We start from the raw sequence: 20,596 nt of genomic DNA, 5'->3' as shown, positions 1-20,596 counted from the left end.
GGGCTTAGGAGGGGCGGGGCACGGGGCTCCGCAATTTAAGAATTGTCTTAGGCAAACGCTGGCCAGTCTTGATGAAAATTGAGTGCGAATCATTCGCATTCAATTGGAGTCTGTTTATGGCTTGCAAGCCTCTCTTTGCCCACACCCTCGCTCCTGGCGCGCCCTTCATCTCCGCCATGGCGGTAGTCGCGCTGGCCGCCCCGGCCCATGCGGATGGCGGCGCATCCACCGCGCCCCATGTCCTCGACCCGGTCACGGTCTCGGCTTCCCCCGTGGAGGGGTACAAGGCCAACCAGTCCAGTTCGGCCAAGTATCCCGTGCCTCTGCTCGACGTGCCCCAGACCATTACGGTCGTGCCGCGCGAGATCATCCAGGAGCAGAATGCGCAAAGCCTGCGCCAGGTGTTGTCCAACGTATCGGGCATTACCTTCAACGCCGGGGAAGGCGGGGGCGGCTCCGGCGATATGTTCAGCATCCGCGGCTTTGCCGCCACTACCAATATGCAGGTCGATGGCTTGCGCGACAGCGCCCAGACCAGCCGCACCGACATGTTCAACCTGGAATCGGTCGAAGTCATCAAGGGGCCCAACTCCGTGTATGGCGGCGCCGGCACCACCGGCGGCTCGGTCAACATGGTCAGCAAGGAAGCCCGCGAAGGCAGTTTCACGGAAGTTTCCGCCGGCCTGGGAACGGCCCGCTATCGTCGCGCTACGCTTGATGCCAACCATGAGCTTCCCGGTTCCGACGGTTTCGCGGCCTTCCGCCTCAACCTCATGGGCCACCGCAGCGACGTCGCCGGCCGCGATGAGATCTACCGGCACCGCTGGGGCGTGGCGCCTTCGCTCACGTTGGGGATGACCGGGCCCACCCGGCTTACCCTCAGCTACATCCACCAGCGCGACCACAACTTGCCCGACTACGGCCTGCCGGCCTTGCAGGGCTCCCGGCTGGACGGCGTGTCGCAGCATGCCTACTTCGGCTGGCGCAACCTCGACCGCGAGAATATCGATTCCGACGCGGTCACGGCCAAGGTGGTGCATACGTTCAACGACAAGGCCAAGTTGCAGAACCTGAGCCGTTACTCCCGCGTCAGCCGCGACACCGTCGTTTCCGCCTCGCACGTGAATACGCGGGCACTGGAGCCTGGCCGTTACCGGCCTGCGGGCCCGCAGGCCTACGGGCGCGACTCGGTCACCGATATGTGGGCCAACCAGACCACGCTGAGCACTGAATTCGACGCCTTCGGCCTGGGCCACACCATGGTCAGCGGTTTCGAGTTCTCGCGCGAAACCTACGAACGCGATACCTATTCGTACAATATCGGGCGCCATTTCCCCGCCGCGGGCTACGATCTGTCCCATCCGCCGGGGTACTGGACGGGCCCCACCGCCAAATCGTATTCGGGCCGCAACAAGACCAGCCTGGAGGTCAAGGCGCTTTATCTCATGGACACCATCGCGCTGGCCCGCCAGTGGGATCTAAGCCTGGGCCTGCGCTACGACTGGATCGACGCCGCGCTGCGCAGCACTACGCCCGCCGGCGACGTCACCAGCGTATCGGGCACCGACCGCAAGCTAAGCAGTCGCGTCGGCATCGTTTTCAAGCCCGCCCACAACGGCCGCATCTATGCGTCATACGGCACCTCGTTCAACCCGTCGGCGGAGAGCCTGGTCACCACAGGCTCGGGCTTCACTGCCACCACCAGCGACCTCGACCCGGAAAAGAACCGCGCGATAGAGTTCGGCACCAAGTGGGACGTGTTGGGTGGCAAGCTTGGGTTGACAGCGGCTCTTTTCCAGATCGAAAAAACCAATGTGCGCGAACGCATGGCCGATGGCACCCAGGCGCTAGTCGGGCGGCAACGCTCGCGCGGCCTGGAACTGGGCGCGGCAGGCGCCATCACCCCGCGCTGGAACGTCTTCGCCAACTACACCTATACCCAGGCCAAGACGCTGAGTTCGTCAGCGTACCCCGAGCGCGAAGGGCAGCGGCTGGGCAACACGCCTCGTTCTTCCTTCAGCCTGTGGACCACCTATAAGCCCGTCGATACATGGACGCTGGGCTACGGCGCGCGCTTCATCGGCTCTCGCAACGTCACGGGGCAGGGGAGCGGGGAACTGCCAAGCTACCTTGTGCACAGCGCCATGGTTTCCTATGACGTGGACAAGCACTTCAGGCTCCAGCTCAACGTGGACAACCTGGGCAACAAGGCTTATGTGGAGCGAGTGCGCCAGGTGCTGGGCAGCGAGTCGCGCTCTTCCGCCCTTGAGTATGGCGACGGCCGGGCGGCCATGCTGACCGCGAGCTACAAGTTCTGATCGCTACCGCCATTGGCAGGCCGCGGCTCATGAATGACCGCGGCCGCCTTCGCGGCGGTAATACAGATAGCGTTCGATCTCCGCCTGCTCCACCGCCGGTTCCAGCAGGCGCCACCTGACGACGTATCCACGGTGCACTGGCGGCATCCAGCCCAATATGGAGTACATCGTGACTTCGGTCTGGCCAGTATTGAATTCCGTCTCGAAGAATCCCTGGCGATCCGGCGGCTCGCTGCCGCAAATCCAGTTGGAATCTGGCATGGCGCTCTCCCGTACGGCTTCAATCCTACGCGCCAGCCTATGAAATGGCATACGTTCTAGCCCCGATGCGGGCTGCGCCGGCCTTGTGTTAGAAACACGGATGGGGCTGCGTCAGCACGATTTCCATGATCTTTGCGAACCTTTGCAGTTCGATCGGGCCAATGCCGGTAGTATTCGGTAATGGATACTCAGGAGCCCGTCATGCACAGCCAGCAACCCGCCCCCGAGCCGAACAAGCGCCGTTGGCCTTTCGGGTACGGCGAAGAGGAATAGGCCGGCAACGCTAGCCGATACGGGCAATCCGTTGGCCTGGACCGGACAACTCGTGATACACGTCGTCCAGGTACTCCGCCAGTTCATCGGCGGACACCTCAGAAGGAACGGTGAGGTCGGCAGCGCGTACGCGTTTGCCTGCATTCGATCTGTACACCACCCAGGCAGCGCCTTCGCGGTGGATGTCCAGCTGAAACCTGCCGTAGATGTCGAATCTCATGGATGCCCCGCGACGTTCATGACCACGTCAGTGCCAGTTCCTCAGCCACGTTGCGCGTAAATCGCCGCAAGGCTTGTGAGGCTGGGCTGAGCGCCTGTACAGCCGCAGGTTAGCAATTCCACGCCGTGCTCAGTGCTTGGGCAACACGAACTCCACCCGCCGGTTCTGCGCGCGGCCTTGCGGATTGTCCGCGCCATTGGCCAGCCGGTTCGATTGGACCGGTTGCGTGTCGCCCAGCCCCTTGACGGCGAGCCGCGACTTGTCCACGCCGTGGCTTGCCAACCATTGCGCCACCGCCTGCGCGCGGCGCAGGGACAGGTCCTTGTTGTACGAGGCGGATCCTTTGGCGTCGGTATGGCCTTCGATGGTCACCGTGCCGGCCGAACTGGATTTGATCAGGCTGGCGATATCCCGCAACGTAGGCTCGGCCGCCGGTCGAATGGCGGTCTTGTCGAAATCGAACAGCACATCGCCCTGCATGGCGACGGTCACGGCATTCTTGTCCTGTCGTACCGACAGGGCGTCGTGGCGAGCGGCCAACCCGTCGATCTGCGCATTCAGGTCGGATATGCCGCCGCTGGCATCCGAGGGCAGGCCCTTCAGGTCCAGGATGGTGGCCTGCAGATCGCGGATCTCGGCCTTGTAAGGGGGCTCTTGCGCCCAGGAGCCGCTGGCGGCAGCGAGTAGCGCTGCGGCCAGGAAGGTGGGCGCGCGCGTGGCGGCGGCCATGCTAGCGGTCGGTGATCTTGATGGCGTCGAAGGTCTCGACGCCCGGTATCGTCAGCGATACCTCCTTGATTTCCTTGGGCGGGGCAGGGAACTTGCCCTGCCAGGATCCGGCGATGGGGGCGTCCTTGGCGGTGCGCAGAAGCAGCTTGGGATTGGTCAGCGGCTTGTCGTTGCTGTCTTTCAGCAGCAAGTGCTTCTTGTTGCCAGCGATCACGTAGAAGCTGTCTTCATAGTCGCGCGGGCTGATCTGCGAATAGACCATCTCGGTCTTGCCCGCGACGATGGGCTTGAACCGTATCTTGATCGACAGGATGTCGCCGCTGCGCACGGCTTCGATCACCTGGCCTTCGGCGCTGCCTGAGTCGGTCAGGCCCGTGGCCAGGGGCGCGGGGGCGTCGGCCTGGCCTTGGGCGAAAGCGGCCGAGCCGGCTGCTGCCAGGGTCATGAAGGCGCCCAGCGCACAGGCGGCGGCGGTCTTTCTGATCGGAGTCACGGTAAGCGTCCTTTGTCGTTGAAAACCTTCAGGGCACGGTAGCCAGGCCGGAGCTCATGCTTTCGGCCTAGTCCAAAACTCAACCCCTGATGGTCCGACTTTCAGGCGCTTATTTCAGTTTGATGTTTTACCAAGACGTTACGGAATCTAGCGGCAAGCAGCCTTATCCGCCGCGGTGGCCGTGGTGGCGGGGGCGCGGCGACGCTGCGCATGTTGTCCTTGTGCTGCGAGCCGACCAAGGCCTTGCGACGGGCTTGCTCATGCTGCTGGTCCACGCGGGCGCGTTCTTTGTCGGCATGCGGGGCCGCGTGCGCGTCGGATGCCGGCTGGACAGGCTTGGAATGGGGGGTGTTGGGCGTCATGGTGCGTACCTATGCAGGTGCCGCGGCATATGCCGCGCTTTCACGTTACGCCCGCCGGGCGCGTTTCTCAAGCCTTCTTGTCGCGGCTTTTTTTGCGTTGCTGCAGCGCGTTTGCGCGCCGCTGGTTCCGCGGCAGCAACACAATGGTCATGCGCAGTTTTCCTAGACGTCCGTCTTTCAGGAGAGTCCCATGTGCGACTGTTCTTCTTGCGCGTATGCCCCTCAATTCAATCGCCGCCGGCTCCTGTTCGGCGCGGCCGCCGCGGCGGCGGCAGCCGGCGCTTCAGGCTGGCTGGGCGATGCCCGCGCGGCAGTGCCGTCAAACGACATCGGTCCCGACGAGGCCTTGAAGCGCCTGATGGCCGGCAATGCCCGCTATGCGGCCAACAAGCCGAACATGCGGGATTACTCCGCGGGGCGAGCTGCTCGCGCCGTGACGCAGAAGCCAATCGCCGCCATCCTCGGATGTTCGGATTCGCGGGTGGCGCCGGAACTGGCTTTCGATCAGGGGCCGGGCGACCTCTTCATCGTGCGCGTGGCTGGCAACTTCGTGAATGAAGACGGCCTGGCCAGCCTGGAGTACGGCACGCTGGTATTGCGCGCGCCGCTGATCCTGGTGCTGGGCCATGACAATTGCGGCGCGGTGGACGCGACGGTGAAAGCGCTGAAGGACAAGACCGAGTACCCGGGCCATCTGCCAGCGCTGGTAAACGCAATCAAGCCGGCCGTCGAGCTCGCGAGCAAGTCTGGCGCGAAGGACTTGATGGCCGCGGCGGTCCAGGCAAATGTGCGTCTGGCCGTCGAACGCCTGAAGGCCGCGCAGCCGCTGCTGCAAGAGATGGTGCAGCAGAAAAAGCTGGGCGTGGTCGGCGGCGTTTACAGCCTGGCCACGGGCAAGGTTGCCTTGGTATGACGCCTGGGTAGCGGTGAGAATTGCTGAGCTTTGAACGCTTTTCCCTTCGTAATATCCAGCTGAAAGGATATTGAAAGGGGAGAGGCATGGGGGCGTGCGAAAAATGCGAGGCGATCATAACGAACCGGCGCGATGCGCCCGGACATGAAAACCTGATCAGCCTGGGGGTGGTGAGATCGTTCGGGCAGGCGCGGCGGAACGTGCAACACGAAGCGTTTACCTGCGCCGCGTGCGGTACGGACTGGGACTATCTGCATGACAAGCGCGACCCGGCATCGGGGTGGCGGCGTTGCGGCGCCGATGCCGGCGAACAGATCGAGCCTGTCCAGGAGCCCTTGGCAAGAGCCGCGGGCGGCGCTTAGCTACATCTGCATCTTCTTTTTGCCCAGCAGCGTCAGCGCCAGGCTGCGGCCCGTGCGCATGAAAGGATAGAGCGCGGTCGACAGGCAGCGGTTGCGGAACACGGCTGCGTTGACGCTGTTAAACAGGTCATTGCCGGTGCTGATGAGCGCCAGCCGGTTGATGCAGTCCGCACCCCAATAATCCTGGCCGTCCAGGTGCAGCAGCATGCCCTGATTCAGGTCATAGCCTTGCGCCTTGTAGGCCACCGCCAGGTCGGGATGATCGCGCATATTCAGCATTTCGATGGGGCCGACGGCCTTCTGCAATTGCAGCATCCGCACATAGTTCGAGCAGAAAGGGCAGTCGCCGTCGTAGAGCAGGAAATTCTTTGCGATGGCCATGATGCACCGTGAGGGATTGCGCGGGCGCGGAAAGCGCGCCTGCCGCTTACTCCCGATTAAAACGCATATCGCGCGATACGCCCATCGGGCGGCAACCATGCGCGGGCGCGCGTCCGCCCTCAGCGCATCTGGCGCACGCCGTGGCCCAGGCGCCGGCGCAGCAGGTTGCGCAGCGTGGCGCCTGCAGTGGTTCAACATGGTCATGGGGGCGTTGCTGGCGCCCAGCTTGTGGCCGATGTTGAGGTGAGGAAATGCCGCAGCGGCATTTGGAAGCGCGGGGCGAAGCCGCCCCGCGTCCCGATTCAAGGGTGGGATTCGGCGGCAACCTCGTCCAGGCCGTCCCATGCCAACGTCATGGCGTAGTCGCGCACGTCGACGGGCCATTCGGCAATCTGCCGCGCAAATCGCTCCCGGTCCCCGGCATACAGCGCCCGCGTCGCTTCCTCGAACCCCGGCAGGTTGCCCGCCATGCTGGACATGAAATGGTAGGCGGCCTCCTGGCGCTTGCGCGCGCGGTCCCGCGCTTCGTTATCACGGCGCGCCTGTTCCACCAGCTTGCGCAAGGCGACCGAGGCGCCGCCCGGCTGCGCGCTCAGCCAGTCCCAATGGCGGGGAAGCAGGGTGATTTCGCGCGCCACCACTCCCAGCTTGGGACGGCCCCGGCCGCGCGGCTGTGTCTCGTCGGATGCGTCGGGCAGGGGTTCTGACGCCGGTGGCGACGGATCGGTCGGGACGTGATGGCGTTCGGCGATCGCGGCGGGGTCGCCGCTCAGGTCCAGGTCGGTCTGCTTGCCGGTCCGGTCGTCGAACACCAGGATGGTGGCGTCGGTTCCGGCGTCCATGGCCTGTTTGACGGCGAGGGCCACATCGGCCAGCGCGCCGGCGGCAAGTAGCCGGTAGCCGGCGAATGCGGTGTGCGGATCGAGAGGAGGGCGTGTGGAGGGAGTGTTCATTATTTAATCCGGGTAAAAATTGCAGTGGAATTATGATCCGGGTAGAAATTGAAGTCAATACACCCGGGTAAAAATAATTCAGAGGAGCGCGGGCCGGTTCCCAGCGCATAAATATCCCCCATAACCTAGGGTCAACACCTAGGCAAAACACGTGGGCGGCGTATAATCTTGCTTTGCGCCCGGAGTTACCCATGCGTCTCGTACAAAAAGCGCTCACCTTCGACGATGTGTTGCTGGTGCCTGCGTATTCCGAGGTCCTGCCTCGCGACACTTCCCTGGCTACGCGCCTCACTCGCAACATCACCCTGAATATCCCGCTCGTGTCCGCCGCCATGGACACCGTGACTGAATCGCGTCTGGCCATCGCCATGGCGCAAGAGGGCGGCATCGGGATCATCCACAAGAATTTGTCCGCTGATGCCCAGGCCCGTGAAGTGGCCCGCGTCAAGCGCCACGAGTTCGGCATCGTGATCGACCCGGTCACCGTCACCCCCCAGATGAAAGTGCGCGACGCCATCGCGTTGCAGCGCCAACATGGCATCTCGGGCCTGCCGGTGGTCGAAGGGCGCAAGCTGGTCGGCATCGTCACCAACCGCGACCTGCGCTTCGAAGAGAACCTGGACCAACCCCTGCGCAACATCATGACGCCGCAGGAACGGCTGGTCACCATGAAGGAAGGCGCTACGCTGGAAGAGGCGCAGTCCCTGATGCACAAGCACCGCCTGGAGCGCGTGCTGATCGTGAACGACGGCTTTGAACTGCGTGGCCTGGCCACCGTCAAGGACATCGTCAAGAACACCGAACACCCGATGGCCAGCAAGGACGCCCAAGGCCAGCTGCGCGTGGGCGCGGCGGTGGGCGTGGGCGCCGGCACCGAAGAACGCGTGGAAAAGCTGGTTGCGGCCGGCGTCGACGTCCTCATCGTCGACACCGCTCACGGCCACTCCAAGGGCGTGCTGGAAGGCGTGCGCTGGGTCAAGCAAAACTACCCCAAGGTTGAAGTCATCGGTGGCAACATCGCCACCGCGGCCGCCGCGCGCGCGCTGGTCGAGTACGGCGCCGACGGCGTCAAGGTCGGCATCGGCCCGGGCTCCATCTGCACCACCCGCATCGTCGCCGGCGTGGGCGTGCCGCAGATCCATGCCATCTCCGAAGTCGCCAAGGCGCTGGAAGGCACGGGCGTGCCCTTGATCGCCGACGGCGGCATCCGCTACTCGGGCGACGTCGCCAAGGCCCTGGCCGCCGGCGCTTTCGCCTGCATGATGGGCGGCATGTTCGCCGGTACCGAAGAGGCACCGGGCGAAGTCGTGTTGTTCCAGGGCCGTTCGTACAAGTCCTACCGCGGCATGGGCAGCCTGGGCGCCATGACGGACGGCTCGGCCGACCGTTACTTCCAGGATCCGGCCAACAACGCCGACAAGCTGGTTCCCGAAGGCATCGAAGGCCGCGTCCCCTACAAGGGCAGCGTGCTGGCCATCATTTACCAGCTGGTGGGCGGCATCCGCGCCTCGATGGGCTACTGCGGCTGCGCCACCATCGACGATATGCGCACCAAGACTGAATTCGTGGAGATCACCTCCGCGGGCGTGCGCGAGTCCCACGTGCACGACGTACAGATCACCAAGGAAGCGCCCAACTACCGCGCCGACTGATCCGTACAGTCAACTACAATGTCATGCATCACGCACCGGCAGAACCGCAAATGAATCAGCGGTTCTGCCGGTGCGGTTTTATTTACTGCGGTTTTATTCTTTACCGGTAGAGTCTCCATGCACCAGCGCATCCTCATTCTCGACTACGGTTCGCAAGTCACCCAGCTGATCGCCCGCCGCGTCCGCGAAGCCGGCGTCTACTCCGAAGTGCACCCCGGCGACGTCGACGACGCCTTCGTGCGCGACCAGATGGCGCAAGGCTTGAAGGGCATCATCCTGTCGGGCAGCCACGCTTCCGCCTACGAAGAAGGCTCCATGCGCGTGCCGCATGCGGTGTTCGAACTGGGCGTGCCAGTCCTCGGCATCTGCTATGGCATGCAGTCCATGGCGCAGCAATTGGGCGGCGTGGTCAGCTTCTCCGACCACCGCGAATTCGGCTACGCCGAAGTCCGCGCGCACGGCCATACCAAGCTGCTGGAAGGCCTGGAGGATTTCTCTACGCCCGAAGGCCACGGCATGCTGAAGGTCTGGATGAGCCACGGCGACAAGGTCACCGAACTGCCCCCGGGCTTCAAGCTGATGGCTTCCACGCCATCTTGCCCCATCGCCGGCATGGCCGACGAAGACCGCAAGTTCTACGCCGTCCAGTTCCACCCCGAAGTCACGCACACCGTCCAGGGCAAGGCCATGCTGGCCCGCTTCGTGAACGAAATCTGCGAATGCCAGGGCGATTGGAACATGCCCGACTACGTGGCCGAAGCCGTTGCCCGCATCCGCGAGCAGGTCGGCTCGGACGAAGTCATCCTGGGCCTGTCCGGCGGCGTGGACTCCTCGGTTGCCGCCGCGCTGATCCACAAGGCCATCGGCGACCAGCTCACCTGCGTGTTCGTCGACCACGGCCTGTTGCGCCTGGACGAAGGCAAGCAGGTCATGCAGACCTTCGCCGAAAACATGGGCGTGAAGATCATCCACATCGACGCCACCGCCCAGTTCATGGGCAAGCTGGCCGGCGTGGCGGATCCGGAAGCCAAGCGCAAGATCATCGGCCGCGAATTCGTCGAAGTGTTCCAGGAACAGGCCGGCAAGCAGAAGAGCGCCAAGTGGCTGGCCCAGGGCACGATCTACCCCGACGTCATCGAATCGGCTGGCGCCAAGACCGGCAAGGCCACCTCCATCAAGTCGCACCACAACGTGGGCGGCTTGCCGGACACGCTGAACCTGCAACTGCTGGAACCCCTGCGCGAACTGTTCAAGGACGAAGTCCGCGAACTGGGCGTGGCCCTGGGCCTGCCGCCGCAGATGGTCTACCGCCACCCGTTCCCCGGCCCCGGCCTGGGCGTGCGCATCCTCGGCGAAGTGAAGCATGAATACGCCGAGCTGCTGCGCCGCGCCGACGCCATCTTCATCGAAGAACTGCGCAACACCAAGGACGAGGCCAGCGGCCTGACCTGGTACGAGCTGACCTCCCAAGCCTTCGCCGTGTTCCTGCCGGTGAAGTCGGTGGGCGTGATGGGCGATGGCCGCACCTACGAATACGTCGTGGCCCTGCGCGCCGTGCAGACCTTCGACTTCATGACCGCCGACTGGGCGCCGCTGCCGCATCCGCTGCTGGCTCGGGTTTCGTCGCGGATTATCAATGAAGTGCGCGGTATTAATCGGGTCGTGTACGACGTGTCGAGCAAGCCGCCTGCGACGATTGAGTGGGAGTGATCCTGTTCAAGGGTTGAGGTAAACGAAAGAGCGCTTCGGCGCTCTTTTCATTCCAGCGACGGCAGTCGTTCATGTGATTTAAGGGACGAGTTATTATTCGGACCTTGCTCTGCTGATCGGTGTGCAACGTTTGCAGATTAGGTAAAAAAATAATCTGCGGCCGTAGAGATTTCAATGCCCGGTATTTCCGGCCGACCACATCCTTGGTCGTGTTGGACTGTCGACTGTTAACACAAGAGGGAACGCAATGGCGCGGATGTGGATGGTACGCGGCGATGGCGGCAGCTTGTATGACGCCTTTCGGGAACGCGGCGTAGCTGCCGTGGGCTGGAATCAGTTGGCGCCTCATGCCAAGCCCGGTGTCGGACGCAAGCAGTTGATCGCCCTGTACCATTCCGCTGAGCCCCTGGCCAAACAAGGCACGGTGGTTTCGGGCGCATCCCAGGTCTGGCGCTTCGTCAACGACATCCAAGAGGGCGACTGGGTCATCACCTATTCGCCCCCCAATCGCCTGTACTCGATCGGCAATGTCGCTGGACCAGCCGAGCACCACCCCGAGTGGGCAGAGCAAGGCATGCCCCTGGCGCGCAAGGTGCAGTGGCAAGCACAGGAACTGCCACGCGACAACTTAGGCACGAGCAGCAAGAACAGCCTGGGTTCGACCCTGACCCTCTTCGAGGTACCGTCCAGCGCGGCAGCGGAAGTGCTGGCCGCACTGAAGGGCAAACCAGCGCCAGCAGTCGAAGAGGAGGCCGAGGAAGTCGTCGCCGATCCACTGGCCGACATCGAGTCTCAGGCACTGGAACGCATCAAGGATCGGGTCAACGAACTGGACTGGGATGACATGCAGCAGCTAGTTGCCGGCATCCTGCGCGCCATGGGCTACAAGACCCAGGTTTCGCCGCCTGGCTCGGACCGTGGGAAGGACATCGTGGCCTCGCCGGACGGCTTCGGCTTCGAACATCCGCGCATCGTCGTGGAGGTCAAGCATCGCAAGGGACAGATGGGTAGCCAGGAAATCCGAAGCTTCCTCGGCGGCCGCCACAAGGATGATCGCGGGCTGTACGTCAGCACGGGCGGCTTCAGCAAGGATGCCCTGTACGAAGCTGACCGCGCCTCCATTCCGTTGGCGATGTGGACGCTGGACCACGTGGTGCGGGCGCTGATTGAGCACTACGACGGGACCGACGCTGAAACCAAACGGATCGTGCCGTTGAAGCGGCTGTACTGGCCGGCCTAACCAAACAAGAAGATGGTTCAATAACAATGAGCGTTAACTTTCAGCAACTCGCCAACTTCATCTGGTCGGTAGCCGACCTACTGCGCGGCCCCTATCGACCGCCGCAGTACGAGCGGGTGATGTTGCCGCTCACCGTGCTGCGCCGTTTCGACGCTGTGTTGGCACCCAGCAAACAAGCCGTGCTCAAGCGCCACCAGGAGCTCAAAGCCAAGAAGATCGCCAACGTTGACGCTATCCTCAACAACCTGGCCAAGGATGAAGACGGCACGCCGCTGGGCTTTCATAACCACAGCCAGCTCGACTTCCACAAGCTCAAGGGCGACCCCGACAACATCGGCCGCCACCTGGCCGACTACATCGCCGGCTTCTCCGAAAACGTCCGCAAGATCTTCGAGCGCTTCGAGTTCGACAAGGAGATCGAGAAGCTCGAAGAGTCCAACCGTCTCTACCAAGTGGTGTCCCAGTTCGCCGAGATCGACCTGCATCCGCGCAAAGTGGACAACATCACCATGGGGTTGGTGTTCGAAGACCTGATCCGGCGCTTCAACGAAGCCGCCAACGAAACGGCGGGCGATCACTTCACCCCCCGCGAAGTGATCCAGCTCATGGTCAACCTGCTGCTGGAACCCGACACCAGCGTGCTCACCCAGGCCGGTGTCATCGTCACCATCTGCGATCCGGCCTGCGGTACCGGCGGCATGCTGGCCGAGGCGCAGAACTGGATTCGCGCCCACAACGAGCAGGCCACAGTCAAGGTCTTCGGGCAGGACTACAACCCACGCTCCTATGCCGTGGCCGCCTCCGATCTCTTGATCAAAGGCCACAAGGACGGCCAGGTGGTGCTGGGCAACACCCTCACCGACGACCCCTTTCCGGAGCAGCGCTTCGACTACCTGCTGGCCAACCCGCCCTTCGGCGTGGACTGGAAGGCTGAGAAGAAGGTCATCGACCGCTGGCCTAACTTCCGTCGCTACAGCGGCAAGCTGCCACGCATCAACGACGGCGCCCTGTTGTTCCTGCTCTACATGATGAGCAAGTTCCAGGATTACAAGCCTGGATGCCGCGACAAGCCTGGCTCTCGAACGGCCGTCGTCTTCAATGGCTCGCCGCTATTCACCGGCGGTGCGGGCAGCGGCGAGAGCGACATCCGCCGCTGGATCATCGAGCGTGACCAGTTGGAGGCCATCGTCGCTTTGCCCGAGCAGATGTTCTATAACACCGGCATCGGCACCTTCATCTGGGTGGTCACCAACCGCAAGGCTGATCACCGCAAGGGCAAGATCCAGCTCATCGACGCCCGCGAACGCTACACGCCGATGAAGCGCAGTCTGGGCGACAAGCGCCGCTACCTTGACCCAGTCGCGCTTGATGCCATCACCCGCGAACACGGCACACTGGAAAACAGTCAGACCAGCCGCGTGTTCGACAACACGGACTTCGGCTATCGCCGCATTACCGTACTGCGCCCGCTGCGCTTGCGTTTCCAGATCACCGACGAAGCCCGCGAACGTTTCCTCAACACCTGCCCCGAGCTGTTCGACGCCCTGCAAGCGGTGCAGGACGAACTGGGCACCGAACCGCTTCTGGACTGGAACAAGACCTGGGCTACCGTGCAGCAGGTGTTCAAGACCCTGTCCAACGATATGGAAGCTTGGGCCAAGGGCGCCAAGGGCACGGCGCAGAAGAAAATCTTTCGTGACTGCTTTACCGCTGTAGACCCCGATGCGACGCCAGTGGTTGCCACACACCACAAAACAACCCCTTTGGAGGGTGCCCTTTACTTTCCGGGTCAAACCCTGCCCACCGACCTCACCACGCAAGGCCTGCATGCTTTGCTGGGCTTGCTTGGCGATGGCAAGAAAGGCTTCGTCGAGTACGAGCCCGACCCGGCGCTCAAGGATGCCGAAAACATCCCGCTGAAAGAGGACATCGTCAGCTACTTCCTGCGCGAGGTGCGTCCCTACGTGCCGGACGCCTGGATCGACCGCGAGACCCTGGACGAGCAGGACAGCGGCATCGGCAAGGTGGGCTACGAGATCAACTTCAACCGCGTGTTCTTCCAGTACCAGCCGCCGCGCCCACTGCATGAGATCGATGTAGAGTTGGCTGGCGTAGAGCAGCGAATTTTGAAACTGCTACGGGAGGTTACGGAGTGATGCAATCCGTTGGCCCGCAATCAGTTCAAGCAGCCGCGTTACTCGAAAACCTGCTGCCGGATGATTGGTCGGCAGTTCGACTTAAGTTTCTACTCGCAGCCCCGATCACGGATGGGCCTCATCTCACACCTGAGTTTACCGCTGAAGGATTTCCTTTTCTGTCGGTTGATGGCATCCAGAATGGTGAGCTCGTGTTTGAGGCGTGCCGCTATGTTTCGGAAGAGGATCATCGTGAGTTCAGCAAGAAAGCTGCGCCGCAACGAGATGACATTTTGCTTGGCAAAGCAGCTTCGACTGGGAAGATCGCAAGAGTAAAGGTCGACACTGAGTTCAGCATCTGGTCGCCATTGGCACTTATCCGGGCTGATGAGAGAAAAGTGGCAAGCGCCTTTCTTGAGCACTGTTTGAAGAGCAGTCTACTTCAGAGTCAGATTGATGATCTTTGCAGCTCGAACACTCAAAAGAACATAAGCATGGGAGATATCCCGCAGTTGACGTTGCCTTTGCCGAGCCTTCAAGTTCAGCACTCAATCGCCAACTACCTCGACCGCGAAACCGCGCGCATCGACGGGCTGATTGCCGAGAAGGAACGCATGCTGGCGCTGCTGGAAGAAAAGCGCGCCGCCCTCATCAGCCGCGTCGTCACCCGCGGCCTCAACCCCAATGCCTCGCTCAGACCCTCCGGACAGGAATGGCTGGGCGATATTCCAGAGCATTGGGATATGCAGCCGATCAAATACCTGGCTGTGGTTGGCAATGGCTCGACACCCTCGGTCGAGAACGCCGACTATTGGGATGACGAGGGATACCCTTGGCTGAACAGCTCCGTCGTCAATGCGTCACCCGTCACAACCGCAAGTCGATTCGTGACCGAAACCGCCCTTCGAGAATGCCACCTTCCCAAGATTCAACCACCCGCTGTGCTTGTGGGGATCACTGGCCAAGGGAAGACGCGAGGTATGGCTTCAGTATTGGGCATAGAGGCCACTATCAATCAGCATCTTGCGTTCATCAAGCCGCGCTCTCCAAAGCTCGACACTGAGTACCTGCGCTACTTACTGGGGCACGCCTACAAATTCCTTCGAAGCGACAGCGACGGGGCCGGTAGCACCAAGGGTGCTATTACTTGCGAGCAACTGGCGAACATGAAGATTCCCGTACCTTCAAGTAGTGAGCAGATAGATATTTGCGCTCGCATAAAGCAGTCGCTTGAAGTCTCGAAACCCCTTTGCTCCCAGATCCAGACGTCGCTCGATTTGCTGATTGAACGCCGTTCAGCACTCATCACAGCCGCCGTCACTGGCCAAATCCCGCTGGAGGATATGACTCCATGAAATTGAAAAGTCTAGGGTTGACGAATTTTCGGGGCTTTGATCGGCTGGACATCGACTTTGATGAAAAAATGACTGTGATTGCTGGCGTCAATGGTGTTGGTAAATCAACAGTTCTGCAAGCCATAGCAACCGCCTATTCCCACGCTTTGCCTGAGTTTACGGTCTCACGAGAAAAGCCGCTGACGCTACTCGACTCCGACATTCACCAAGGCAAGTCCTCCTGCACTATCGAAATGGAAAACAGTGTCTTGGGCGATGCTTCGTTGATCACTTTCCTTTTCAAGGAGAGCCTTGATCAAGGCGAAAAGCTGGAGCTTGCGCAGAAGCAAGCCATGATGAAGAAAGAGCTGGTTACTCTTGAGAGAAGATCGCCAGACTACAAAAATCTAAAAAACGAGATTGCGTGGACAAACAAACGTCTGCAAGGCAACTTCGAGAAACGCTTGAATTGGCTGTTCACCGATGCCCATGAATCCGAAATGCGCTTGAAGCGCCACTTAAAAAGTAGTCCGACTCAGTCGCTGGTTGTTTACTACGCAACGCACCGCTTGCTTTCAAGACTTCCGCCAAAGCTTCAAGGCACACTTCCGTTCAAGCAGGCTGCGGCATTTTCAAAATCCCTTGCGCAACTGGAAATTTCCCTCAATGAGTTCGCCAAGTGGCATCGCGCCATGGGTTCATCTCATGTAATTCGAAAAGACTCAAAACACGGCTTACGCATTCTGAAGCTGCTTCAGAAAGCAATTTCTGATCTGATTCCACAAATTAAAGAATTCTGGTTTCACGAGGAGTACCCGCCGCGCTACTCCGTCATGAAAGATTCAACGCTCGATGAGCAGGTCAACGGCAATAAAAGCGGAAAGCAGTTATTTTTGGAGCAGTTGTCCGATGGCGAGCGAGGATTGATTGCTTTGGTTTTTGATCTTACCCGGCGTCTTGCTATCGCTAATCCGAATCTCGAAAATCCAATTACAGAAGGCGTGGCGTTGGTGCTGATAGATGAGATCGAGCTGCACCTGCACCCGAAATGGCAACGAGATGTGATTAAGCGGCTCCCGGCAATTTTCAAGGGCTGTCAATTCGTTATCACAACACATTCGCCTCAGGTTATTGGTGAGGTTCAAGCTCGGTGCGTGCGGATACTTTCCATTAAGGATGATCGAGTCGTCAGTGAAACACCCGGCATGGCTTATGGTGCTGACTCGAACTGGATATTGAATGTTCTGATGGGTGCAGGCGAGATGAATGAATATGTCGAAAAGGATCTTCAGGAGATCGCGCACCTTGTTTCAGAGCGAAGCCTGAGTGAGGCCAGAATCAAAGCCGATGATCTTCGGAAACGTGTCGGAAATACCGAGGCGATTCAAAAACTGGCTTCAACTATAGAACGAATTGAGCGGCTCGGTAAATGAGAAGAATCGTAAAAAACCAGACTCCGGAGTGTCTACAGACTTTTATTGACGGACAACTTGCTATCGATCCCGAGCCGGTCAACGTAACTTATAGATGTTTCCCTAAAAAAGTGGAACTGTTAGCTATTTTGACAGCGGAGCAATTCGGCCTGTGCGGCTACACCGGAGTTGCTGTCGATGAGCGAATCTCAGCCCTTAAAAACTACTCCGAGCAGGTAACATTCGGAAACCATATTGAGCACTTGAAAAGTCAGACGGCATGCAGGCAGGAATTGGTTGATTGGGGTGGCGAATATGGAAGAGATCTTTGCGACGATCTCAGCTATGTAAACATGATTGCCGCTGTAGAGGTGCGGGGAGCAGAAAGAGAGCATTTCGGGGCGGTGAAAAAGAAAGCTTTAGCTTTGTCTGTACTTCCGACTCAAGAAGCGTGCGGGGAATACTTCAAGTTTCGTGAGAGCGATGGTGGCATTGAGGGGATGAATGATGCTGCTAAGCAGAGCATTACGGTTTTGGAACTGAATCACGACACCCTCAAGGGATGGAGAAAAGCAGCTATCGATGCTTGGTTAGATCCAGACGTTGTTCAGACTCGTGAAGATTTTGAAAAAGTAGCCCAAGCAATAGAAGAACCTGCTAACGGAAAGCTTCCAGAATTCGCGTTTGTCATCGGATCAATTGCAAAGAATTATCTGCCATGAAACAAACCTCAGAAGCCGCATTCGAAACCGCCATTGAAACCGTCTTGCTGGGCGACGGATACACGCGGATCAATCCCAGAAGCTTCGACCGCGAACGCGCAATCTTCCCTGATGAGGCACTGGCCTTCATCCGCGCCACCCAAGGCAAAGTGTGGGACAAGCTGGAAGCGCTGCACAGCGAGCACACCGGGGCGCGGGTGCTGGAATCGCTGTGCAAATGGCTGGACACACACGGTACTCTGGCCACGTTGCGGCATGGTTTCAAGTGCTTCGGCAAGACGTTGCGCATTGCGTTCTTTCGCCCGGCCCATGGCTTGAACCCGGAGCTGGAAGCGCGCTACAAGGCCAATCGGCTGGGGCTGACCCGCCAACTGCATTTCAGCCCCAAATCGGAAAAGTCGCTGGACGTGGTGCTGTCGGTCAATGGCATCCCGGTGGTCACGTTGGAGCTCAAGAACCCCTTGAGCGGCCAGACGGCGGCCAATGCCATCCACCAGTACCGCCACGACCGCGACCCGCGCGAACCGATCTTCGTGTTCACCAAACGCACGCTGGTGCATTTTGCGGTGGACACCGAAGAGGCGCACATGGCCACGCGCTTAGCTGGTTCATCGACCTACTTTCTGCCTTTCAATCGGGGCATGGATGGTGGTTCCGGTAACCCGCCCGACCATGAAGGCCGCAACTACAAAACGGCCTACCTGTGGGAAGAAGTGCTACATCGCGACAGCCTGCTTGATCTGCTTGCCCGCTTCCTGCATCTGAATGTGGAAGAGAAGACCACGGATGACGGCAAGAAGCTCCGCAAGGAAAGCCTGATCTTTCCGCGCTACCACCAGTTGCAGGCGGTACGCCAGATGGTGGCAGCCGCCGCAAGCGAGGGCGCAGGACACAACTATCTGGTCGAGCATTCAGCCGGCAGCGGCAAGAGCAACACCATTGCCTGGTTGGCGCACCGCCTGTCCAGCCTGCACAACGAAGGCGACGAACGACTGTTCGACAGCGTGGTGGTCATCACCGACCGCGTGGTGCTGGACCGCCAGTTGCAAAACACGATCTACCAGTTTGATCACCGGCAGGGTGTAGTGCAGAAGATTGACGAGGACTCGCGCCAGCTCGCCGAGGCACTCGAAGCGGGCGTGCCCATCATCATCACCACGCTGCAAAAGTTCCCGTTCGTGACAGGGCAACTGGCCAAGCTCAGCGAGGAACGTGGTGACGGCAGCAAAAGCCATCTGCCCACGCGCAAGTATGCGGTGATCATCGACGAGGCACACAGCTCCCAATCGGGCGAAACGGCAACCGAGCTCAAGGGCGTGCTGGGCGGTGCCGAGCTGCGCCGCAAGGCCCAGGAAATGGCAGAGGAGGAAGGAGAAGTCGAACTCGAACGGCTGTTCCGCTCCATGGCCAAGCGCGGCCACCAGCCGAACATGAGCTTTTTTGCCTTCACTGCCACGCCCAAACATAAGACGCTGGCGATCTTCGGTCGCAGCGGTGAACCCTTCAACCGCTACACCATGCGGCAGGCCATTGAGGAAGGTTTCATTGAGGACGTGCTGAAGAGCTACGTCACCTACAAGACCTATTACAAGCTGATCAAGAAGGCCGAAGACGATCCCAACGTCGAGCGCAAGAAGGCGGCCAAGGCGCTGGCTCGCTTCATGCGCCTGCACCCACACAACATCGGCCAGAAGACAGAAGTCATGGTCGAGCATTTCCAGCAGTTCACCCGCCACAAGATCGGCGGCCACGCCAAGGCGATGGTGGTGACTGGCTCGCGCTTGGAGGCGGTGCGCTACAAGCAGGAATTCGACCGCTATATCCTGGAAAAGGGTTACCCGATCAAGAGTCTAGTGGCGTTCTCGGGTGTGGTGGAAGACGACAAGATTCCGGAAAAGTCGTACACGGAGGTCGAGATGAATGGCGGCCTGAAGGAAAAGGAGTTGCCTGACACCTTCACCAAACCGGATTTCCGCGTGCTGCTGGTGGCCGAGAAATACCAGACCGGCTTCGACCAGCCGTTGTTGCACACCATGTACGTGGACAAGCGGCTGGCGGGCATTCAAGCCGTGCAGACCTTGTCGCGCTTGAACCGGACACACCCACTGAAGGACGATACCTTCGTGCTCGATTTCGTCAACGATCCCGACGAAATCCAGGAGGCCTTCCGTCAGTACTACGACGGCTCGGTGATGGGCGAGCAGGTAGATCCGGACAAGCTCTACGAGGTGAAGGCCAAGCTGGATGCCTCGGGCATTTACCTGCAAACCGAGATTGCCGCGTTTGCGCATGTGTTCTTTGCACCGAAGCGCCGCCAGAGCTCCGGTGACCATAAGCAGATGAATGCGATTCTTGATCAGGCTGTTGCGCGTTTTGTGCAGTTGCAGAACAGCGAAGAGGATGAAGCCGAGTTATGGCGCGGTAAGCTGCAGGCCTTTCGCAATTTGTACGGTTTCCTGAGCCAGGTGATTCCCTATCAGGACAGCGATCTGGAAAAACTCTTCACCTACCTGCGCCATCTCGCGCTGAAGCTGCCCAAGCGCAAGAGCGGGCCGGGCTATCAGTTCGATGAGGAAGTCGAACTTGATTACTACCGTTTGCAGAAAATCAGCGAAGGCTCGATCAGCCTCAATGAAGGCTATGCCAAACCGCTTGACGGCCCACGAGAGGTGGGCTCTGGCATGGTGCGTGAGGAACCCGTTTCGCTGTCACGCCTGATCGACATCATCAATCAGCGCTTCGGCGGCGAATTGAATGATGCAGATCAATTGTTCTTCGATCAGATCACCGAAGCCGCGAGCCAGAATGAGTCATTGCAGAAGGCGGCCGAGGTCAACTCTCTAGAGAAGTTCCAGCTCGTGTTTCGACAGGTCCTTGAGTCACTATTTATTGAGCGCATGGAGCTGAATGAAGAACTTTTCACTGATTACATGGGCAAACCAGAGATGCGGGAGCTGGTGTCCAAGTGGTTGGGTAGCCAAGTTTACGCTCGTCTTTCGGATAGGGCACCACAGAGCTAACTGTGCCTTTGAGCGAGCATGTGCTTGGTGGGCTACCGGTTCCTAAGTTAGGATATGAGGTGATTGACAATAGAGTCGAAAGAGTCGACGCCCCGCAAATCGCTCC

17 protein-coding genes are annotated in these 20,596 nt (G+C 60.2%); 11 read left to right on the top strand and 6 right to left on the bottom strand.

Features of this window, described 5'->3' with window-relative positions:
• The first annotated feature begins 116 nt into the window (after positions 1–116).
• Positions 117–2,318: a TonB-dependent receptor gene (locus CEY08_RS25125; protein ID WP_076814082.1), complete on the top strand. Its 2,202-nt coding sequence runs from the start codon at positions 117–119 to the stop codon at positions 2,316–2,318.
• Positions 2,319–2,345: 27 nt separating this feature from the next.
• On the opposite strand, the gene CEY08_RS25120 is transcribed toward CEY08_RS25125, so the two are convergent.
• From CEY08_RS25120 to CEY08_RS25105, 4 genes are all read right to left on the bottom strand, one after another.
• Positions 2,346–2,579 (bottom strand): hypothetical protein, encoded by a 234-nt coding sequence (locus tag CEY08_RS25120; protein WP_042793944.1) that lies wholly within the window; start codon positions 2,577–2,579, stop codon positions 2,346–2,348.
• A 283-nt stretch (positions 2,580–2,862) separates the two neighbouring features.
• The gene (locus CEY08_RS25115) at positions 2,863–3,072 is read right to left on the bottom strand and encodes a DUF7661 family protein (protein WP_076814077.1); all 210 of its coding nucleotides are present in this window, start codon (positions 3,070–3,072) and stop codon (positions 2,863–2,865) included.
• A gap of 129 nt (positions 3,073–3,201) precedes the next feature.
• On the bottom strand, positions 3,202–3,801 hold the full coding sequence (locus CEY08_RS25110; RefSeq protein WP_076814075.1) for an OmpA family protein: 600 nt from the start codon (positions 3,799–3,801) through the stop codon (positions 3,202–3,204).
• A gap of 1 nt (position 3,802) precedes the next feature.
• Positions 3,803–4,294: a hypothetical protein gene (locus CEY08_RS25105; RefSeq protein ID WP_232033846.1), complete on the bottom strand. Its 492-nt coding sequence runs from the start codon at positions 4,292–4,294 to the stop codon at positions 3,803–3,805.
• 552 nt (positions 4,295–4,846) lie between these two features.
• On the opposite strand from CEY08_RS25105, the gene CEY08_RS25095 reads away from it, so the two are divergent.
• A complete protein-coding gene (locus tag CEY08_RS25095) occupies positions 4,847–5,569 on the top strand; it encodes a carbonic anhydrase (RefSeq protein WP_076814073.1) in 723 nt (240 codons plus the stop codon).
• Between the two features lie 200 nt (positions 5,570–5,769).
• Complete coding sequence (locus CEY08_RS30220) at positions 5,770–5,931, top strand: hypothetical protein (protein ID WP_232033847.1); 162 nt, start codon at positions 5,770–5,772, stop codon at positions 5,929–5,931.
• Here CEY08_RS30220 and CEY08_RS25085 read toward each other — a convergent pair whose 3' ends face one another.
• On the bottom strand, positions 5,932–6,312 hold the full coding sequence (locus CEY08_RS25085) for a DCC1-like thiol-disulfide oxidoreductase family protein (protein ID WP_042793939.1): 381 nt from the start codon (positions 6,310–6,312) through the stop codon (positions 5,932–5,934).
• Between the two features lie 302 nt (positions 6,313–6,614).
• A complete protein-coding gene (locus CEY08_RS25080; protein WP_076814069.1) occupies positions 6,615–7,265 on the bottom strand; it encodes a DUF2239 family protein in 651 nt (216 codons plus the stop codon).
• Between the two features lie 191 nt (positions 7,266–7,456).
• Here CEY08_RS25080 and guaB point away from each other — a divergent pair, with 191 nt between their 5' ends.
• The 8 genes from guaB to CEY08_RS25045 all read left to right on the top strand — a co-directional run bounded on the left by guaB (position 7,457) and on the right by CEY08_RS25045 (position 20,490).
• Positions 7,457–8,917 (top strand): IMP dehydrogenase, encoded by a 1,461-nt coding sequence (gene guaB / locus CEY08_RS25075; RefSeq protein WP_042793936.1) that lies wholly within the window; start codon positions 7,457–7,459, stop codon positions 8,915–8,917.
• Between the two features lie 117 nt (positions 8,918–9,034).
• Complete coding sequence (guaA, locus tag CEY08_RS25070) at positions 9,035–10,627, top strand: glutamine-hydrolyzing GMP synthase (RefSeq protein ID WP_042793935.1); 1,593 nt, start codon at positions 9,035–9,037, stop codon at positions 10,625–10,627.
• 247 nt (positions 10,628–10,874) lie between these two features.
• The gene (locus CEY08_RS25065; protein ID WP_076814063.1) at positions 10,875–11,867 is read left to right on the top strand and encodes a restriction endonuclease; all 993 of its coding nucleotides are present in this window, start codon (positions 10,875–10,877) and stop codon (positions 11,865–11,867) included.
• A 26-nt stretch (positions 11,868–11,893) separates the two neighbouring features.
• Positions 11,894–14,023 (top strand): type I restriction-modification system subunit M, encoded by a 2,130-nt coding sequence (locus CEY08_RS25060; protein WP_076814061.1) that lies wholly within the window; start codon positions 11,894–11,896, stop codon positions 14,021–14,023.
• On the top strand, positions 14,023–15,357 hold the full coding sequence (locus CEY08_RS25055; RefSeq protein WP_076814058.1) for a restriction endonuclease subunit S: 1,335 nt from the start codon (positions 14,023–14,025) through the stop codon (positions 15,355–15,357). The genes CEY08_RS25060 and CEY08_RS25055 overlap by 1 nt, the downstream gene beginning before the upstream one ends.
• Positions 15,354–16,769 carry an AAA family ATPase gene (locus CEY08_RS25050; protein ID WP_076814056.1) on the top strand — a complete coding sequence of 472 codons (1,416 nt, stop codon included), beginning with the start codon at positions 15,354–15,356 and terminating at the stop codon, positions 16,767–16,769. Before CEY08_RS25055 ends, CEY08_RS25050 begins: the two co-directional genes overlap by 4 nt.
• The gene (locus tag CEY08_RS29880) at positions 16,766–17,470 is read left to right on the top strand and encodes a hypothetical protein (protein ID WP_126389604.1); all 705 of its coding nucleotides are present in this window, start codon (positions 16,766–16,768) and stop codon (positions 17,468–17,470) included. The genes CEY08_RS25050 and CEY08_RS29880 overlap by 4 nt, the downstream gene beginning before the upstream one ends.
• Positions 17,467–20,490, top strand: a complete 3,024-nt coding sequence (locus tag CEY08_RS25045) for a type I restriction endonuclease subunit R (protein ID WP_076814051.1) — start codon at positions 17,467–17,469, stop codon at positions 20,488–20,490. The genes CEY08_RS29880 and CEY08_RS25045 overlap by 4 nt, the downstream gene beginning before the upstream one ends.
• The last annotated feature ends 106 nt before the right edge of the window (positions 20,491–20,596 follow it).

Source organism: Achromobacter insolitus, from assembly GCF_002209555.1.
Lineage (GTDB): Bacteria > Pseudomonadota > Gammaproteobacteria > Burkholderiales > Burkholderiaceae_B > Achromobacter > Achromobacter insolitus.
The sequence above is the reverse complement of the archived record's forward strand: the minus strand, read 5'-3'. Positions and strand labels throughout refer to the sequence as shown.

Bases quoted from the DNA above. Each gene is read 5' to 3' on its own strand.
- CEY08_RS25080 (WP_076814069.1), bottom strand. From the start codon at position 7,265: ATGAACACTCCCTCCACACGCCCTCCTCTCGATCCGCACACCGCATTC.
- guaA (WP_042793935.1), top strand. From the start codon at position 9,035: ATGCACCAGCGCATCCTCATTCTCGACTACGGTTCGCAAGTCACCCAG.
- guaB (WP_042793936.1), top strand. From the start codon at position 7,457: ATGCGTCTCGTACAAAAAGCGCTCACCTTCGACGATGTGTTGCTGGTG.
- CEY08_RS25085 (WP_042793939.1), bottom strand. From the start codon at position 6,312: ATGGCCATCGCAAAGAATTTCCTGCTCTACGACGGCGACTGCCCTTTC.
- CEY08_RS29880 (WP_126389604.1), top strand. From the start codon at position 16,766: ATGAGAAGAATCGTAAAAAACCAGACTCCGGAGTGTCTACAGACTTTT.
- CEY08_RS25125 (WP_076814082.1), top strand. From the start codon at position 117: ATGGCTTGCAAGCCTCTCTTTGCCCACACCCTCGCTCCTGGCGCGCCC.
- CEY08_RS25050 (WP_076814056.1), top strand. From the start codon at position 15,354: ATGAAATTGAAAAGTCTAGGGTTGACGAATTTTCGGGGCTTTGATCGG.
- CEY08_RS25110 (WP_076814075.1), bottom strand. From the start codon at position 3,801: ATGGCCGCCGCCACGCGCGCGCCCACCTTCCTGGCCGCAGCGCTACTC.
- CEY08_RS25120 (WP_042793944.1), bottom strand. From the start codon at position 2,579: ATGCCAGATTCCAACTGGATTTGCGGCAGCGAGCCGCCGGATCGCCAG.
- CEY08_RS25095 (WP_076814073.1), top strand. From the start codon at position 4,847: ATGTGCGACTGTTCTTCTTGCGCGTATGCCCCTCAATTCAATCGCCGC.
- CEY08_RS25060 (WP_076814061.1), top strand. From the start codon at position 11,894: ATGAGCGTTAACTTTCAGCAACTCGCCAACTTCATCTGGTCGGTAGCC.
- CEY08_RS25065 (WP_076814063.1), top strand. From the start codon at position 10,875: ATGGCGCGGATGTGGATGGTACGCGGCGATGGCGGCAGCTTGTATGAC.
- CEY08_RS25045 (WP_076814051.1), top strand. From the start codon at position 17,467: ATGAAACAAACCTCAGAAGCCGCATTCGAAACCGCCATTGAAACCGTC.
- CEY08_RS25055 (WP_076814058.1), top strand. From the start codon at position 14,023: ATGCAATCCGTTGGCCCGCAATCAGTTCAAGCAGCCGCGTTACTCGAA.
- CEY08_RS25115 (WP_076814077.1), bottom strand. From the start codon at position 3,072: ATGAGATTCGACATCTACGGCAGGTTTCAGCTGGACATCCACCGCGAA.